The organism is Paraburkholderia sp. EG287B (assembly GCF_040965595.1).
Taxonomy (GTDB): Bacteria; Pseudomonadota; Gammaproteobacteria; order Burkholderiales; family Burkholderiaceae; genus Paraburkholderia.
Genome location: NZ_JBFRCG010000043.1, coordinates 11,983 through 30,333, shown reverse-complemented (window position 1 = coordinate 30,333; position 18,351 = coordinate 11,983). Strand labels below are relative to the sequence as shown.

General features: G+C 57.9%; 11 protein-coding genes. All 11 read left to right on the top strand.

All coding sequences use genetic code 11. The annotated features are described in order from the left end of the window. The first annotated feature begins 793 nt into the window (after positions 1–793). The 11 genes from AB4Y40_RS41610 (at position 794) to AB4Y40_RS41560 (ending at position 17,545) form a co-directional block, all read left to right on the top strand. Positions 794–1,414 carry an H-NS histone family protein gene (locus tag AB4Y40_RS41610; RefSeq protein WP_368692821.1) on the top strand — a complete coding sequence of 207 codons (621 nt, stop codon included), beginning with the start codon at positions 794–796 and terminating at the stop codon, positions 1,412–1,414. Positions 1,415–1,539: 125 nt separating this feature from the next. Continuing rightward, on the top strand, positions 1,540–1,818 hold the full coding sequence (locus AB4Y40_RS41605) for a hypothetical protein (protein ID WP_368692820.1): 279 nt from the start codon (positions 1,540–1,542) through the stop codon (positions 1,816–1,818). Between the two features lie 723 nt (positions 1,819–2,541). After that, entirely contained in the window at positions 2,542–3,519 is a 978-nt protein-coding gene (locus AB4Y40_RS41600) for an ABC-three component system protein (protein ID WP_368692819.1), read from the top strand. Further along, the gene (locus AB4Y40_RS41595) at positions 3,507–4,004 is read left to right on the top strand and encodes an ABC-three component system middle component 2 (protein WP_368692818.1); all 498 of its coding nucleotides are present in this window, start codon (positions 3,507–3,509) and stop codon (positions 4,002–4,004) included. Before AB4Y40_RS41600 ends, AB4Y40_RS41595 begins: the two co-directional genes overlap by 13 nt. Continuing rightward, positions 4,001–5,881 (top strand): hypothetical protein, encoded by a 1,881-nt coding sequence (locus AB4Y40_RS41590; RefSeq protein WP_368692817.1) that lies wholly within the window; start codon positions 4,001–4,003, stop codon positions 5,879–5,881. The genes AB4Y40_RS41595 and AB4Y40_RS41590 overlap by 4 nt, the downstream gene beginning before the upstream one ends. A gap of 597 nt (positions 5,882–6,478) precedes the next feature. Further along, positions 6,479–7,396, top strand: a complete 918-nt coding sequence (locus tag AB4Y40_RS41585) for a hypothetical protein (RefSeq protein ID WP_368692816.1) — start codon at positions 6,479–6,481, stop codon at positions 7,394–7,396. A 1,598-nt stretch (positions 7,397–8,994) separates the two neighbouring features. Beyond that, complete coding sequence (locus AB4Y40_RS41580) at positions 8,995–10,368, top strand: MFS transporter (protein WP_368692815.1); 1,374 nt, start codon at positions 8,995–8,997, stop codon at positions 10,366–10,368. Positions 10,369–10,651: 283 nt separating this feature from the next. Continuing rightward, on the top strand, positions 10,652–11,422 hold the full coding sequence (locus AB4Y40_RS41575; protein ID WP_368692814.1) for a pyrroline-5-carboxylate reductase dimerization domain-containing protein: 771 nt from the start codon (positions 10,652–10,654) through the stop codon (positions 11,420–11,422). Between the two features lie 730 nt (positions 11,423–12,152). Then, positions 12,153–13,493 carry a CapA family protein gene (locus AB4Y40_RS41570; protein WP_368692813.1) on the top strand — a complete coding sequence of 447 codons (1,341 nt, stop codon included), beginning with the start codon at positions 12,153–12,155 and terminating at the stop codon, positions 13,491–13,493. A 400-nt stretch (positions 13,494–13,893) separates the two neighbouring features. Next, entirely contained in the window at positions 13,894–15,441 is a 1,548-nt protein-coding gene (locus AB4Y40_RS41565; RefSeq protein ID WP_368692812.1) for a methyl-accepting chemotaxis protein, read from the top strand. A 679-nt stretch (positions 15,442–16,120) separates the two neighbouring features. Continuing rightward, positions 16,121–17,545 (top strand): Nramp family divalent metal transporter, encoded by a 1,425-nt coding sequence (locus AB4Y40_RS41560; RefSeq protein ID WP_368692811.1) that lies wholly within the window; start codon positions 16,121–16,123, stop codon positions 17,543–17,545. Positions 17,546–18,351: the final 806 nt, after the last annotated feature.

The following is an 18,351-nucleotide window of genomic DNA, read 5'->3' as shown; positions in this document are numbered from 1 at the left end:
AGGCTTCACACGAGACCGTTGCCAGTCCCGCATGCCCCAATAGGCTACGGGCGACGGAACGCCCGGTTTTGCTCCCGCCGAACGTCAGCGGTAAAACCACGAACTACGCGACGTCACGTCGCACATTTCAAATTCGGCCATCCGTCTGCGCAGATAGGCCATGATGCTCTCGCGCTTTCGTTCATCCATTCAGTATTCTCCGCGCAACAATCTGTCTTTGGACAGGTGATTGCAAATCGCGTGCCGCCAGGATTCCACGCGACTTGGTGCCCCCGTGCTGACGCAACGAGGAAGGTGGTGGTGTTTTGAACGACATCTTATTGGGAGCGACACGGGGGAAGTGTCCAAGCTAGCGGACGGTGTTTTCAAACAGTATAAGGCAACCGGGAAACGACGCCTCGTTTGCTTCCGCACCTTTGTCGTCGTTTGTTGCACGTACGATTGCGTATGCGCAACAGACCGGAACATCGGTCATGCGAACAGTGATGCGCCGACACGTGTCGCGTTAGCAGGGAATTGAACGCCTCGCGGCAATGCAGCATTCGAACGGAAAAAGCGGCGGTTCCAGCGCGTGCAGACAACCTAGGCGTGTGTCTATTTTTTAACTTTCGGTGATCTTCGAATCGATGTGAGCTGTGCATTCAATTTGCACGAGCGTACTGATGAACTCATAATCACGGCCGCGACGATGGCGTCAATTCTGACGGGCAGACCGAACTTCGAAGTGCCTGGGAAATCAGCCAGGGAAGTTCCAGGATCGCATGGACGGTAAACCTCATAGGGAGGAATAGACATGGTTACCTTGGACGCAATCAACTCGAAAATTGCAAAACTCCAGAAGCAGGCAGCGGCGATTGCCGAAAAGCAGTCGTCTGTGGGTCTGACCAAAATCCGTGAACTGATGCAAAAGCACGGACTGACTGTTGCTGATATTGAAGGCTTTGTCGCTAAACGGCGCGGTCGCAAACCTGGCATTACGCAAGCGAAAGCGGCGGAAAAAGCCCCGCGCGCGGCCGTACATCACGTCGCACCGAAATACGCGGATCCGAAAACGGGCGCGACGTGGTCGGGCCGAGGACTTGCGCCGTTCTGGATTCGCGATGTCAAGGATCGCTCGAAATTCCTGATTGAAGCCGGTGCAACGGCGAAGGAAGCCGGCGCCAAGGCGGCTCCCGCGAAGAAAGCAGTTCCTGCGAAGAAGGCTGCCGCGAAGCGTGTCGTGGCTAAAAAGGCGGAGAAGACGGCAGTAGCCACGAAAAAGGCTGGCCGGGCAGCGGCTGTTCCGGCAAAGGGTGTGCGTGGACGCAAGGCCGCTGTCCCCGCGAAAAAAGCGTCGGCACCGCGCAAGGTTGCTGCCAAAAAGGCACCGGTCGCAGTTGAGGCTGCCGCAACGCCTGACGTCGCCGCAGCGTAACGGGGCGATACAGTCGTAGCTGGTCAAGCGACATGCTGGCCACGTTGCCTTGGCGGCCTGCTACGACTGATCACTCAGGATCCTTTGCGCATAGCCTTACATCAGTATGGCGCACGAGTATTTCCGTGTGGGGGCTCGGACTGCCGCGTGACTCGAACCCCACGGCCCACCGTTTCGAGCTTGTTTCTCTGGCGTTGCTGGCTGACTCGACACCGAAATCGGTTCTTTCGGCGTTTGGCCGGCTGATCTGGGTCGCCTGGCCGGGCGTGAGCCGCGCGCACCTCGTGGATTGTGTCCGTCGGCTCGACATGCGCGCTTCGCTACAGGTGCAGCCCGGCTTTGTTACGGCGATTTATCGCAAACGCATCTACGGTCTATCTGGCATCCAGGGGGAGGCGAACTGACGCAGGTGGCCGCCCGTGTGAATCGGCCCACCTCGTTCCAGGTAACCGCCTTTAGGTGCGCCGGATGAGTGCTGGTGGGCAACGCGGAAGGCGGGTCGACGCCTCACTCCCTTGAGACGCAATGCGAGGGCTAGGCAGGTCGCAGACGGGAAGGGTCATTTGAGCGGCGTCCCGGGCGGCGAGTTGTCGGCCATTGCGGACGTTCAGGTGTCGCCGTTTGTAAGGCCGCTTCAGGTCGATCTTCAGCCATTCACAACTGCACGAACACGAACGTCTGCTCTCGCTGGCCGTCGAGCGAGTCCATCAACCCATTTCGGCCGCTCGAGTCTCAATAGCTAATGCGTGCTTTGCAGCGGGGGCGGTCTTTTGACCGACGCTGGTGGACTATTACAGTCGGCGGTGAACAGTCGATACTGACCTGCGGCTTCAGGGCATTTCACTTAGCCATGCGTCCACCATTCCCCTGCCGGTTCACCTATCCGCTAGATGTTGGATTCACTAAATTGCGGTATTCTCTGTTAATCATGTAACAATGCGCATCACTTGGCGATATTGCTGGCCTCGACCGATACGGCGACTTGGTTCGCCCTGTCGTCCGCTCTTCCCGATCGAGCCGACTCTCACACAAAATCCATGACGACAGCAGGACCACGAAAGCGAGTTCGGAAAAATCGGTTTGAGGTCAAGAGGGGAGCGGCCCCTCCATCTGCATTGGTCCTTCTGATGAGCCCGGATCAGTGGGAAAAATTCATTGAAGCGGCGTGCGTTTGTCGCATATTCGACAATGGCACCAAGTACTTCGCGGTCAAGCAGATGGGCGGCGCGGGCGACGGCGGACGTGACGTCGAAGCTCGGTTGGAAGAGCGCCTGGCGAAGCATAGTTGGGATCTTTACCAGGCCAAGCACTATGACCATCCGCTGTCTCCTACCGACGTGTTTAAGGAGCTCGTGAAGGTTTTCAAGAACATCGACAACGGAACGTATCCAGTACCACGCACCTATTACCTGTGTGCGCCGCAAGGCGTCGGCCCTGATCTCCACAACTTGCTTGCCGATGCAGCGAAGTTCAAAAGTCGCTTTCTTGCCGACTGGGAAGGCGAGAAGACCGGACTGCAAGGCCGAGGCGATGAACTGACCGCAAGTGTGCGGGCAATCGTCGAGAACTTCGATTTCGAATCCATCGTTGAATGCCAAACGAGGACTCTGCTGGGGTGGCATGAACACGATCGGAAGGCACATTTCGAGCTGTTCGGAATCGAGCCAGTGCGTGGGGACGATCCGCTTGCACCCGTAGCCCCCGACATCAAGGAGCAGGTGTACGTCGAGCAGCTGTTGCGTGTGTACGGCGAACTGGCCGGGGCAGCCATCACATTGGACGAACTGATGCAGTCCGAGCACGAAGAGCACTTTCAAAGCCATCGCGCGACCTTCTATTGCGCCGAAGGCCTGAAGACGTTTAGCAGGGACTTGTACGGTGAAGAAGAGTTCGACTTGCTGCTCGACATGGTGCACGCCGGCATTCGCTCGAAAGTCACGAGTCCACGCCATCGCTCAGGGCTTGATCGCCTGGAGGCTGGAACCGACGGGGCGCAAGCCTTGACCGTGAACGACAGCGTCCTGGCTCCTAAGCTACGACCGGGTGATCTCCCAGGAACCTGTCATCACCTGGCAAACGCCAAGAGGCTGCAATGGGTAAAGTAAAGAGCAGGCCAATTCCAGTGTTTAACTCGCCTTTCGAGCTTGGCATCCGGATGGTCTACCTCCTCCAGGCCCTTGCGCCGCACGGCGCCGACCTGCAGAAGCTTGTGCTGCTGGACTATGCGATCGTTTACTCGGAAGACCTGGACGGCCCGAGCAGCCTGCATACGCCCATTCCCTACCGAGGTACTGAGCTCATGAGCCGACGCGAGTTGATCGAGCAAGGCCTGTACCTCATGAGCACGCGGGGACTGGTTACGGCCGGCTGGCATGTCGATGGCATCGACTACTACGCCGGCGCGACGGCAAGGGCCATGACGGGCGCGCTGACCTCGAACTACCTGCGGGATCTCGAACAGCGGTGCGCATGGGTCGCCGATCAGTTCGGCGCTGCAACGACCGCCGAACTGATCGAGGAGTTCGCGGCGAACGGCCACCTGTGGGGAGCCGAACTTGAGACTGTTTCCAGTGAGGGCGAGTTGTTGTGAGAGTCGTTCTTTTGTCCTTGTCCGTGCACGGACCCGACCGCAAAACCGCAGAAGTATCCTTCGCAACCAAGAGGCAACTGATCAGAGGCCCCAGCGAAACTGGCAAGTCGTACATCTACGACACGCTGTGGTTCATGCTCGGTGGAAACGAGCGACCGGAAACATTCCCGCTCACGGAGGGCTATCAGGAGTTTCGACTTCGGTTCTCGGTGGACGCAAAGGAGTACGAGATTCGTCGTGCTCTCAGTGGTGGCCCTGCGGCTGTGTACGTTCGTGCGCTCAGCAATGAGGAAGCTCTAGATTTCTCGCCGCTGGATGTCGAAGTGGGAGAGCTGCTAGTCGAACTGTCAGGGGCCCAAGGCAAGCAGATCCTGCGCAATCACAGCAAGCGTGGACCTGTTACGGGCGATGACATTCGTCACTGGGCTCTCTGGTCACAGACTGAGCTGCCCTCGAAGAAGCCTACCGTGGGCGAAGGTCAGTCGGCGTCGAAGCGGGAAGCTTCGTTCCACCTGTTTCTCACCGGCACCGACGACGCCGGGGTTCAGCTGCGCAAGACCCAGAACGAGGTCGATCGGGCTCGAGGCGAACTCGCGGCTGCGGAGAACGCCCTTGCGAGGGTGGAATCGGTCATGCCGGACGACCTCAAACGCGAAGAGGTCGAAGAATCGCTCGAACGCGTGGACGAGATCTTATCGGCCATGACGAGCCAGTACGAGGCTCGTGCATCACTGTTGAAGCAACTGCGCAGGGAAGTTGTCGATGCGACTGACTCCTTGAAGAATGTGCAGGGCCAGCGCAAGCATGTGGAGTCAATGATTTCTCGCTTCGAGTTGTTAGAACGCAAGTACGCCAATGATCTGGAGCGCCTAGGAGCCACGAACGAAGGGGTCGCCTTCTTCGAAGTGCTTCCGACCGTTGCCTGTCCGTTGTGCGCTTCGCCCACAGTACTTGAAGCCCATGTCCACGACCCCAAGATCGAATCCCCTGATCGTTACCGCAAGGCGCTCGCAGCCGAGGCCGAGAAAATTCGAACGCTCAGCGTCGGCTTGAAGGGTGCCTTGGGGCACGAGCGCGAGCGCCTTCAGACCTTGCAGCGGCGCGAGGAGAGCCGGGTCTCCGATCTGGCTGCCTTGCAGAATCGCGAGGCCAGGGTCCTAAACAACGCGCGGGTCGAGTTTGCGGCAGATCCCAAGACGCTGGCGCTGCGACGGTCGGAGTTGGCGAACCATCTCGGCAACTTCGACGAGATCAAGTACCTCAAGTCAGAGATCGAAAGGCTCACCAAGCTGACCGTTCGCAAACGCATCACGGTGAACCGCGAGAGCGGAGCGTTCGGGCGCAAGGTCGCCGATGCGGCCAAAGTCCTGCTGGAGGCTTGGGGCTTGAACGATATCGAAAACATCTCGCTCGACGACGAAGCATGTGACCTGCGCATCAACGATCGAACCCGCTTGAGCTTCGGGGCTGGCATGCGCGGTATCTACCTATCAGCGCTCGTCGTGTCATTTATGGAAAACGCGCTGGCAGAGAACCTCCCGCACCTGGGCGTCGTGGTCCTCGACTCACCGCTCAAAGCCTATGCCGATCCCAAGTCGACTGAGATTAAAGATGTTCCATCCGCCACTGTCATCGGCAGCTTCTACACATGGCTGTCGGCGTGGAATGGGCTGGGGCAGGTGATTGTTCTGGAGAACGAGGACGTCGACCTCGCCACTGCCGCAACTTTGAACCCGACGGTTTTCACGCGCATACGTGATAATGGCAGGTACGGTTTCTACCCCCTGCGTGACAGCGTGCGTATCCAGCCGCCCCTCGACGGCGCGCAGCAGCAACTCGATCCCGGCTCAACCGAGGATCCCGAGGAATCCGTCTAGCAGTTCGTCGCGACCGCCCGCATTGCGCAATTCCACCCAATTCTGCGGCGGTCTGGGCCCGCCACTGCGGGCGCCTTCCGCGCAGTAACTGTTGAGAATCACAATGAGAAGTTGCGAACCGCGAGCGGCAGGTTTCGGTGCTTGGCGACCTTCGATTCTGAGCTCCAATCGACCTCAGACAGTCCGAAACGGTCAGCTATCCCGCCGTATCGTAAGTCTGCTTCTTGGCCGAAAGCACTAGTTCGACGAGTCACCGCAGATCGGACGTTGAAGTCGCCGACAGCAGCTTTCTGGCAGCTTAGCATTTTCGTGAAGCCGTGGCCCTTAAGCACGTCAGTGCTAACAGGTACCCTAATGTATGCCTAGTGCCGCAGCTTTGACCGCGATCCTATCAAGGATGAGTTTAACGCCCTCCGGAGATACGTAGCGAGGGGTTTCGGGTTGCTTGTTAAGATCAATTAAGAGCTTCCACGCTTCGTCTTGGTCGTAAAGGGATATGCCGGCCGCATCGCAGAGATCTTCAAAGGGACGCGGCAGTCTCCAAGAAGCACCGCTGGGTGCTGCAAAGGGAGGCAAGTTTAGAAAAATGAAAACGACATGCAAAAGACCACCATAGTAGATCAGTACGGGGCTCCACTGTCAGACGCGCCTCAGTTGGTAGTGGCTTATAAGAGTGGCGACGGAACAATCGATACATCTTCAGTACAGCCGTTAAGCGAATGGAATCGTGGACCACGGAACTTAGACCTAGTTACTCAAGCACACGGATACGCGCTACTCAACATATTGACGTATGAGCTCGGTATGGTTGACGTGGATCCGGAAGGCCTCCTACGACATAAGATCGTTGCGACGCTGGATCCTCACGTCGCGACGATGCGGGTGCTGGGGAAAATTGCTGAGGCCGTTGTCGTGCAGGAGTGCAATGAAAGCATTCTCGCAAACCGAAAATGGGGGATGGTCGCGAGGCGCGGCAATGCGCTACATTGGACGCTCGATCAATTCCAAGCAATAGGTACTGGACTCGCCTCCACCCAAAGGGACCATCCCACCAAGTACAACCCGACCGATACCCAGAGAGATGTTTTATGGGTTCGGAAATCGAATGCGAAGCATGAACTTCTCGAGGTGGTACGTGGCGGAAACTCAGGAAATATCGCTGGCCTGCAGATCAAAGTCAGTCAAGATGGATTTAAGTACATCTATCGTTCCGATGTCGCACGTGGCAAATACGAGGTTCCGCTTGTCTACTTCGATCTATCGAACGATTACTACAGACTAGCGAACGCAATATACAACGAGGAGCGCGACGTCCGCATTGGCGTCGATCTCGTTCGAGGGCGTGACATATCGCCCGAGTGCCACGACCTGTTAGAGTCGTACTACTGGGTGGTGCTCAACCTCGTGTCTGGCAAGCTATCGTTGAACAATTTGATAAAAGATGAGTTGCTGTTCGACGCCTTCAAGAAAGACGTGCAGGAACAGAATCTAAGTAAAAAGATCGTCGTCCTATAGCAGCATTCGGCTTCTGATGACTTCCCGGTGCTGGCTGAGTTTGTTGATGTAGATCCCCTGGCGGTCGCTAAGGTGACACCTGTCCCCACGACTAAACAGTCGCTTAGGAGCGTTGAAGCGCATTTGGTTTTCCAAGAACTAATCATTCGCGATGGCAAGCTCTACGGGCGGATGAACTGCCGAAATGCGAACGCTGTATGGCCGTTCGCGATCGTTAGGCTGAACGGCAGGTTCGGGTCGTGAAGACTCACTCGCCTGTAAGAACAGCTATTCGTCGACGCCGGTATGCGAATGGCAGCAAACCAACCTGCAGCCGACAGACCGCTACCTTTTGCAGAACGTCAGCTATGGCCGAATTGCGCGCGTAGCAAGTCCGTCAGATTCCAGAGTGCTGCGGCCGTCCCAACGGCAGGATTCCTCACTTGCTCAAGAAGGGGGGTGGTCGCTCTGAGACGGCGGCTCGCGAAAGCCATCAGACGAGGCAAAGATGGCGCCGCGGGAAAGGGATCGGTATGCTCGTGGCTAAGTGTGCGGCATTTTTGGCAAGCAAGGTGGCGTAGACTGCCATCAATACAAGAAGACTTACCTTAATGGTTCGATTGCGCCTCGATTTCTGCAGTCATCGCGCCACGGGCGTTCCTCTGCACCGCTCCGCAGTCGGCTGTGGAGCGACGTGGCAGGCTCAAATCGACCACTTAGGCGACGGTCAGCATTGCGTATGTTCGCTGCCCGCAATTGCGCAGCATTGAGTCACTGATCTGAACCACCTTCCACAGCGAAATCAAACTCTCCTGAGTCGGCCGCGACCGCTTACGGCGCAGACTGCAATGCGTCAACTTCACGCCGCAGCGCGACCTCAGGCATGGAGCGTGCAGAGCCGAACTGCCGTGTGATCGCTGTCTACTGTCTCTCTATTGCCGGGAAACCGCCCGCATTGTTCTCCGGGGATGCCCTTGGGGGATAGGCTTGACACATTCCGAGCCGACACCTCCTAGTGGACATCCAGAGGAGCAGATTGACTACCGAAACTACACGAGCAATGTAGGGGGATCCCCTTACATACGCGCCCACAATAGACAGGCAGACTGAACACATATGCAGTTGGCCTGACGATGGGTGCTTGTGCTTTTCTCGCCATGAACGGCGAAACTGGGATCCGATTCGTCTAACGAGATCGCCAGGATTCTGACCGGAAGTCGTTGTAACGAGAGCAATCGGCAGAGGAATCGGGAGTCGTGCATTTCGGGCCGCGGAGCCTATTCGCGCGACTGTGTCGACAATGAAGTTAGCAACACCCACAGTCACCGAGACATGCATCAGGCGTTGGCGCCGCGCACAGACTTCTTCACGGAAGTGCATTCTCTTCAAGGGCGACTGGGTCATCCTAATGCTACACCCAATGTGTAAATAAGGAATACGAAGCGATATGCCGAGTTGATGATCGGGATATTCCGCGCAGCTCATCGCCGGATGGACACGCAAAGAACTGTTCGATAACTGGACTGTTTTGGCGTGGGTTTGTATCCAACGAGACGACGTAAGCGTCGTGACTTCCCGATCGAACAATTCGATGACAAACTGAAGTTCAGGAGACGATCATGCAGCGCATCAATGTACACGAACTGGTCGACGAGGCCAGATTCAACGGCTTTCACCTAACCATATTGATATGGTGCATGCTGATCACCGCCATAGACGGCTACGACCTCACAGTCACAGGTATCGCGCTTCCTTCAATCATGAAAGAAATGGGCGTCAGTGCTGTGACGGCCGGTTTCATGACCAGCTCGGCCTTGTTTGGGATGATGTTTGGCTCATTCTTTCTCGGCGCTTTGTCAGACAAAATTGGCCGCCGCTGGACCCTCGCGATTTGCGTTTTCCTGTTCAGTGCCTTTACGGCGGCCGCCGGGTTCACGAGTGAGCCCTACAGCTTCAGTGTACTGCGCTTCATCTCTGGACTTGGTCTCGGTGGTGCGATGCCAAACGTCATCGCTCAGATGAGCGAGTACTCGCCGAAGAAGACTCGTGGATTCGTAACAACGATGATGTACTCGGGCTATGGGATAGGAGCCATTTCGGCCGCCTTGCTCGGTAAGCTGCTCTTCGTCACCCACGGCTGGCAGTCGGTGTTCTTTGCGTCCGCGCCGCCGCTGGTCCTGATCCCGTTCGCTATGAAGTCGATGCCGGAGTCGTTGCCATACTTGATCGCACATAAATTCGACAGTCAGATACGGGCGATTGTGAGCCGCATCGAACCTGGTATTCGTGTTGAAGAGCGTGTGGAATTTCATATGCCTATCCAGGAGCGGGTAGGGGGCGTCCCCGTCGCCCGGCTATTCCAGGAGGGGCGTGGCGTCAGCACTGTCATGTTTTGCATCGCGATGTTCACCGCGTTATTCATGGTCTACACGCTTATCACCTGGCTAACCAAATTGATGGCGATGTCGGGCTACAGCCTCGGATCGGCACTGAATTTCGTCATCGTCATGAACATCGGGGCGATCATAGGTGCTATCGCGGGGGGCTGGCTATCTGACAGATTGAACATCAAGTGGGTGCTGGTAACGATGTATGTATTGGGCAGTGGTTTTCTGTGCCTGATGACGGTGACGACGTCGACCGCGCTTCTATTCGTAATCATGGGCGCCATCGGCATTTGCACAGTTGGTGCGCAGATTGTCGCGTATGTGTATTGCGGACTTTTCTATCCGACGGCGATCCGCGCCACCGGTGTCGGCGTCGCGCTGGGCGTTGGTCGCCTGGGGGCAATTGTTTCGCCGCCGCTTATCGGGATGATGGTCGCAATGAAGCTGCCGCTGAACCAGAACCTCCTTGTGGTCGCTGCTCTTTGCGCCGTTGCTGCAGTTATGTTCGCAGCTACGGGCCATCGCAGGTCGATATCAAATAGTCGGGGTTCTGCTGCCCCTGACGTTGATTCCGTCGATCGAGGCCGTCCCGAAGCGAATGTCTGAATGGCGAGGGGAGCGCCATAGACACCCGAGGCCTCAAATTCAACTACTCGAAGGAAGCCGCTTTGCGAACCGGAGGTGCGCCGACTATTCTGAAGAGAGTGTCGGTCGTGACGCTTTGCCCTTTTTTTGCGTCTCGACGGTCTGCCTGAGAATGAGCGCAACCGGTTCGGGTTGCCGATGCGATGTCCATGGGGTCGCGAGACCCTTTCTAAAGGGATAGCTCCCTACAGTCTCAGGTAGCGGTCACCGCTGCGAGTTGGGCCGTCGATGGGAATCGACACGGATGTTGGCAACGATGAATGTTGATTGCGAAATACTGATGCACGGATGTGGAAAGGTGGGATACGCCATGCTCCAAGGCTGGGTCGCAGCCAAGGTGGTCCCGCCTAACCAAATCTCCGTGGTGGAACCCGCTGATGACTGGAGGCACCGCGCGGGGCTACTCGGAGTGCACTGCTTTGCGAGCGTCAAAGCACTTTCAGACGCGGCCGCTCCTGACGCAGTTGTCATCACAGGACAGTCGCCGGATCTTGAAACAGCGCTACCCCAATATCGGGCGTTGGCCCCTCGCGCGGTCTTTATCAGTGTTGCCGCGGGGGTTACTGTCGCGCGCATCGAAGGAGTACTCGGCGGAGCCACGTCCGTAATTTGTGCCGCGTCCAGCATGCCTGTACCTGTCGGCCAGGGCTCCCCTCTCATGTACGTCAATAAACACGTTTCCGGTCGCCAACTTGATCTCTCCGCGGCATTGGTACGGTCGTGTGGTTCCGTGCGGGTCGTGGACGATGAATCGCAGATTGACACTGCGACCCCCATATCCGGATCTGTGCCAGCTTACGTGTTTTACCTGATCGAGTGCCTCCAGTCAGCGGGGCAGCACCAAGGCCTGCCCGGAGAAATGGCACTAGCGCTTGCGTGCGAGAGGGCGGATGATGCCGCGCGACTCGCTATGGCAGCGGGCGTTCCTCAGGAAAAGCAGCGACGCCACACGACTAGCCCATACGGAACGATAGCCGCTGCACTTAGCATTCTGATGGCAAATGCGGGCCTGTAGGGCTGTTGGTCACTTTTTCGGGCCGTAAAGGGGGCAGAGTTCCGACAGTTTGAGGCTCTGTTTCCTTCTGTGGTGCTTCGGATTGCACTGGGTCGGAGAGAAGTGAGCGCCCGCTGCGCAAGATTCGATTGGCGGAACTTGAGTATGCGGAGGCAACCTGAAGGCGGAAGACACCTCGTGCGCCACGCGTTGGAATGGAACGGCCGGCGAAAAGACGATGAAGTTCTGAGTCTTCACGCAACTGTGGTCTTCCAATGCCTGTTGCTCACCAGTTCGGCCGACCAGAGCGTGGCAGCCCCACTCGAAGCCCAAAAGCCAAAGCAGGCATCGCTTCGAGACACCGACTACTAAACGCCACACGCGCTTCTGTCGCTCGGCGCCACGCTCCCTCCTGTCGTTTGGTTTGAACTCTCACCGACGTCCCACACGCGGTTTAAGTACATACCCTTACATACGCTTCAATAATATACAGGCAGACTGACTATAGTAGTCTACAGGGAGACTGATCATGGTGAAAGTGACAGTGCATGCGCGACAGACTATCGGCTTCGCTATCGTCTTCGCGGGCATGCTGGTCCTGGCGCTGCACGGGATATCGTTCGGTTGAACTTGTCGTCGGAGCCGATCGGGTATCCCAGGTCCGGGGCGTGCCACGGCAGCCGGGGTGCCTCGGTGATCTGCAGGAACAATTCCGTTAAGGAATGAATGGGTATTAAACGGAGGATTTGTCGTGTCAAAAGTTAGCGTCCTTGCCACGGGCGATGCCATGCTCACGCAACGCATTTCAACCAATCCCGATGCTGATTTCCTCGCTCTCGTCGAGATGCTTCGGAAGACGGACGTGGCGATCACTAACGTCGAAATGGTCTTTCCTGGTCGCGGTCGGATGGCGTCGACCACGATGCATGGCATTCCATGCGGAGTCGAGCCGGAACTCCTTTCAGAGTTTGAGTGGCTCGGCATCGATATTTACGGAATGGGGCACAATCATGCGACCGACTACGGCGTGTCGGGCCTGGTGGCCTCCATTGAAGCACTGGAGGCGCGCGGTCTCACTTATGCCGGGGTCGGGCGGACATTGCAGGAGGCGCGTGCGCCTCGCTATTTCGACGCGCCTGGTTGCCGGGTAGCATACATCGCCGCAGGGTCAAGTAACGCACGCCTGTGCCTCGCAGCTGATCCGAGCGTCGGCGACATCGGGCGTCCAGGGACCGCGCCGCTCCGTGTGCAAAAAACGCACTACATCCGGAAAGAGCGGTTCGATGAATTGCGTGAAATTCTCGCTGAGGCGGGAGTCAATGTTGCCGCGAGCGGGACGACGGCGCCCGGCATCCATTTCCCCTATCCAGACAAGAACATCTACGATGGCCCGCCACCGGGCGGCTTCGCAGTGGAGGGCGTCAATTTCGCGCCAAGCGACGACTCGCGCGTGCAGACGGACGTTCTGGAGCGCGACGTGAATGCGATCGTCGCATCGGTGAAGGAAGCGTCGCGTCAAGCTGACCTCGTATTTGTCGGGCTGCACTGCCATGAAGGCATCCAGGGCCGCTGGAACACTGAAGTCCCCGCCGAGTTTTTGCAGCCGCTAGCCCACCAACTGATCGATGCCGGCGCGCACGGCGTGTTCGCGCATGGGCCGCATATGCTGCGCGGAGTGGAACTGTATGCAGGCCGGCCGATTTGTTATTCGCTCGGGAATTTCATCTTCAACGTCGAGACGTTTTCGTCTTTCCCGCTCGAAGTGTACGAACAGCAGGGGATGCCGCTTACGTCCACGCCTGCGGATCTTTTCGACGTGGTGACGGGCTACGGAAAGCAACCGCTGTTCTGGGAATCGGTGGTGACGCGCTTTACGTACGAGAACGGCGTTCTATCCGATAGTGAATTCCACCCCATTACGCTGGGGCGGGATATGCCGAGGAGCCGGCGCGGCTGCCCTCAGCTCGCTTCTGCAGACGACGGCGCGCGTATTCTGGCTCGGCTGGATGATCTGTCAAAACCTTTTGGAACTGGCCTGGACATCGTCCGAGAGGGCGAGCGATACGTCGGAAAGATCAGGTCGCGCGGTTGACGGCCAGTCCGGGCTCGCACTGCTTAAGAAAAGTCGGGCGAGCTTTCTCCGTGCGAGATTTCCGCACGGACAGGTTTGTAGTACCCGGTCCTTCTACGGGGCTGGGCGCCAACGCGCGTGGGCATCTCAATCATCGAGATGCCCGCGGCGCGTCGGCCTGAAGAACAACCGTTCCGTATCCTGCGGCTGTTGTGTACCGGTTCTGTTCCGCTGCCGGCAAGACACCCTCGCCAGGCTGGCGAAGGTTATTACCAACACCGGGACCGTCTAGCCTATCGCCGTCCCGTCTAAAGGCACGTGCAATTTCGGTGGCCAGATGAAAGCGGGGAAAGACATGGATGCGATATGGCCACTTAATGCTCCACACACCGACGACGTAGGCCCCTCAAAAATGATTAGGATGACTTTGAATCGGAAGCTCGGCTCAATGGTTGCCGTGCTGTGGATTGGCCTTGGCCTGATATCTGGAGCAGGCGTGTGGCAGTACCGCGCTTCATTGATGAAGGACCGCCGCGATCAGTTGATCTCGCTTGTCCAGCAAGGTCAGAGCGTCGTCGCGCACTATTACTCGCTTGCACAACAAAAAGCGATGAGCGAAGACGAGGCGAAGAAGAAGGCTCTCGATGCGCTTTCATTCATGCGCTATGGCAAGGACGGGTATCTGACGGTCAGCGATTCGCGTCCTGTTATGCTGATGCATCCGTTCGCGCCGGATCTGGTTGGCAAGGACGAGTCTGGATTTACTGACCCCACTGGCAAGCATCTCTTTTCGGATCTTGTCAGAGTCGGCAGTCAGGAGGGCGGTGGCTTCGTCGACTACGTCTGGTATAAGCCCGGAAGCGGTCGCGATGCTCCCGTGCAGAAGACTTCTTATGCGTTGCGGTTCGCACCATGGGACATGATCATTATCACCGGCATGTACATGGACGATGTCAACGCCGAATTTTTGAGCGCGCTCATCCGCTGGACCAGCATTACCGGTGCGCTCGGTCTCATTGCGAGCGCCGCAATGTTCGTGGTGCTTCGAAGTGTGCGGCGCGGACTTGGAGGCGACCTCGAGATCGCGATCGAGACGGCGCATCGCATCTCGCAAGGGGATCTGACGGCCCACGTATCGGTCGATCGTGGGGATAGCGGGAGTCTCATGCATGCACTTGCGACAATGCAAACCGGCCTCACCGATGCTGTTGCCCGGATCCGGGCAGGCGCCGAGAACATCAACGTGGGTGCAAACGAAATCGCCGCAGGGAACATGGACCTTTCGCAGCGCACCGAGGAACAGGCGGCCGCTCTGGTTGAAACCGCATCGAGCATGGATCAAATTACGGCCAATGTGAAGGCGAACGCGGAGAGCGCGGCGCAAGCCGCAACTCTGGCCGGCCAGGCCGCCGACGTAGCAATCAGGGGAAGCAACGTCGTCGTTGACGTCGTACGCACCATGAACAACATCGCGTCTAGCTCCCAGAAAATTGTGGCCATTATTGGCGTTATCGACGGCATCGCGTTTCAGACCAAAATACTTGCGCTCAACGCTGCGGTGGAAGCGGCGCGTGCCGGCGAACAAGGCCGCGGGTTTGCAGTCGTCGCATCAGAAGTGCGAAGCCTCGCACAGCGCGCCGCAACGGCCGCGAAGGAAATCAAGGCACTAATCGAGTCGTCGACGAATACCGTTGAAGATGGCGCGATACTCGTTGCCAACGCGGGCGAGACCATGGGCGAGATTGTGCAATCCGCGCGACGCGTCAGTGAGATCCTCGGGGAAATCAGCCAGGCATCGCACGAGCAAAGCGGAGGCATCGATCAGGTCAACCGGGCTGTCGGCGAGATGGACTCCGTAACGCAACAGAATGCGGCGCTGGTCGAAGAGGCCGCCGCGGCCGCCCAATCGCTACGGAGCCAGGCGGGCACTCTCCTGGAAGCAATTTCGGGCTTTGCGTTGCCGGGCTGAACGTCGCCTCGACATTTCGTCCACCGCGTCCGTCGCCTCAACTTCAGAACTGCGCACCGCCGTTCGCGCTGTCCTCAGTCAAGTTCGGCGCCGCGTCATAGCGGCGCGTTTCCTTTGAGAGCCACTATCCCGGTTTCAGTTGGTGAACCTGGTCGTTGAGAATCGCTAGCGGCCGACTGTGCGTCGCCTGTGTGACGTCATAGGTGAGTTCGTCGATAGTTTGGGTGACGGCGTGTGCGGAGTGGGACTAGTGACATGCCTGACTGCCTTTTCGATCGCAGGAACGGTTGACACGACATTAATATACAGGCAGACTGTATATATGGTGGGCGAAAAGCACCATGACCTCGTGGTGTCTTCCTGGCGGATGGGGAGGCCGTCCCAATGCATTGCAACGAGGCGAGCGGATTGCGTATGCTTCAGGCGCTTTCTTTTCGCCACGTAGGGTCGTCCGTTCGCGGTGAAACAAATGTGGTGCCGGATTGGGCCGGAGGGCTCGTTTCCGTTGGCTGTGGTTCTGGGGTTTGCGCGAGATCGTGAATGCTTGATTCGAAATCTCACCTATGCAGCATTGAGCATAGAGTTTGCAAAGCTCAGGAGTATTAAATAAGATGCGGGACCTCGGAACGAAGCATGGCCTGCATGCGATTCCGTGGTTCCTTGCATAGACGAGGGGACAATGGCGACAAGCATCCAACAATCGGCGTGGTCATACGGAAAGGCGACCCGTTGCCGCGTTGAAACCTGCGTCTCGGTCGATTCCGGTGATTGCGTTGGAACTGGCTCGGCAGAACGTCCGTCTTTTGATTACGTTTCCGACTACTCTGGCAGTCAACCCGGCGGAGCACCGGGCGGACCACCTCGCGTGCGCGGACGATGGTTTTCATTTGTCGGCGCGGGAGCGATGGTTGCCGTCGGCTATATGGACCCGGGAAACTGGGCCACCGCGCTCGGAGCCGGCTCTCAATATGGCTATCAGTTGTTGAGCGTGGTGCTAGTGGCCAGCGTAATGGGGTTGGTCCTGCAATGGATAGCGTCGAAGGTCGGGGTAGTGACCGGCCGCGATCTAGCTCAGCTGTGCCGGATGCGGTATAGCCGCGGGACCACAATATTTCTCTGGATCGCATGCGAGATCGCGATCATCGCATGCGATGTTGCCGAGGTAGTCGGTAGTGCAGTGGCGCTGCAACTGCTGCTTGGCGTTTCACTCACGGTTGGAGTGCTCATGTCAGCCGTCGGCACGTTCGCGATGCTCGCGCTTCTCAGTCGGGGCCGAGCCGCCTTGGAGATCGCCGTCGCAGCGCTGATTTTTTTCGTCGGGTTCTGCTTCGTGGTCGAGCTCGCGCTTGCCAATCCCTCGTGGCATGGCGTACTCGCCGGGCTCGCGCCGTCTCCCGCGCTGCTGCGTCATGCAGGCATCCTCTGGCTTTCCGCCGGCATTTTGGGCGCCACCGTGATGCCACACAATCTTTATCTGCATTCGGCGCTCGTGAAGGACCACGCGAAAGGCGGTGATGTTCAGTCCATCGCTGACGTCACGAAGGCGGTGAATATCGACACCTCTGCCTCACTCGGCTTCGCATTCATCGTGAATGCCTCGCTCTTGATTGTGGCGGCAGCCGTGTTCCATGCGAGCGGCCACTATGAGGTCAGCGATCTTGCCGATGCTCATCGGTTGATCGCACCGCTCGTCGGAAGCCGTTGGGCGAGCTTGCTCTTCGCGGCTGCACTGCTCGCTTGCGGACTCAATGCAACGGTGACGGGGACGCTGGCTGGCCAGGTGGTGATGGAAGGATTCCTGCAATTAAAGTGTGCGAGATGGATGCGTGCGCTCATGACCCGGCTGCTCGCCTTGGGACCGGCTTTGCTAGCCGTCAGCGTCTTCGGCGAGCATGGCTCGAACGAGTTGCTTGTCGCCAGTCAGGTCGTACTGAGCGTCCAGTTGCCGCTGGCCGTCGCACCTCTCGTGCGCTTCGCTTCAGACGGCAAGCTTATGGGCAGCTTTCGCCTGAAACGCATTCCTCTCGTGATGGCGTGGGGCTGCGTCGCCGCCATCTTGGCACTGAATTTTGCACTGCTATGGCACCTTGTGACGAACCCATGAATCCGGGGCGCATACAGCGGTCCTGGTGCATTCACGGTGTGTCGTGCCGGTGACGCTCGCGATGACGTCATAACGCTCATCGCAATCTCTCAGGTCAAGTGGCCTGGGGTGGAGGAAGGAACAGGCGGTCGTGCAGAGCATTAACGATCGGTCACGAAGTGTTCGGGGTGGATCGATATTGATTGGTGACGGAAGTGCCGATGACGCAGACAGTTGTCACAGCACGTGATGCGTTGGTTGTGGCAGTTTAGTGAGGGAGGGCGGCATGAGGTCGCGAAGCATACGTGCCGAAGTGCTTTTCGATAGCCAGCCGATCCTTGCGCACTTCTGGCCGTCGACGGGACAGCTGGTGATCAGCGATCGGGATGGTATCGTCGAAGCCATTCTACCGCCTGACTCCTGGATAGCACTCGCAGTTGTAAATGCTGGCAGCGGCTGGGGTACCCGCCCCACGTCTGCGGATCTGCAGGGTTTCCTGGAGCGATACGTTGCGACGCATTCCAGGTTCAATGGCACAGAGCGCGAGCGGCTTTAGAAGAATGCCTGGACTCGCGTAGTTCGCAGTCTGCACCGGGCAGCAAGTTGAAGTGGCAGATTTGATGTAGGCGCCTGGTCTCGGCGTCGCGTGACCACCTCGGCACGCGGCGAGGCAAAGTGCTTTGATGGCTTCCGTGTCCTTCCGTTCGCGAGAGGGTTGGACCTTTAGCACCGCAGAACCGCGGTGCTTTTTTTTATGCAAGTGGCTCCCCTGGGGCAGCTCGTCCATTCGCGAGTGCCCGGGGGGCGTGCTGACGGTCCGGATGCCT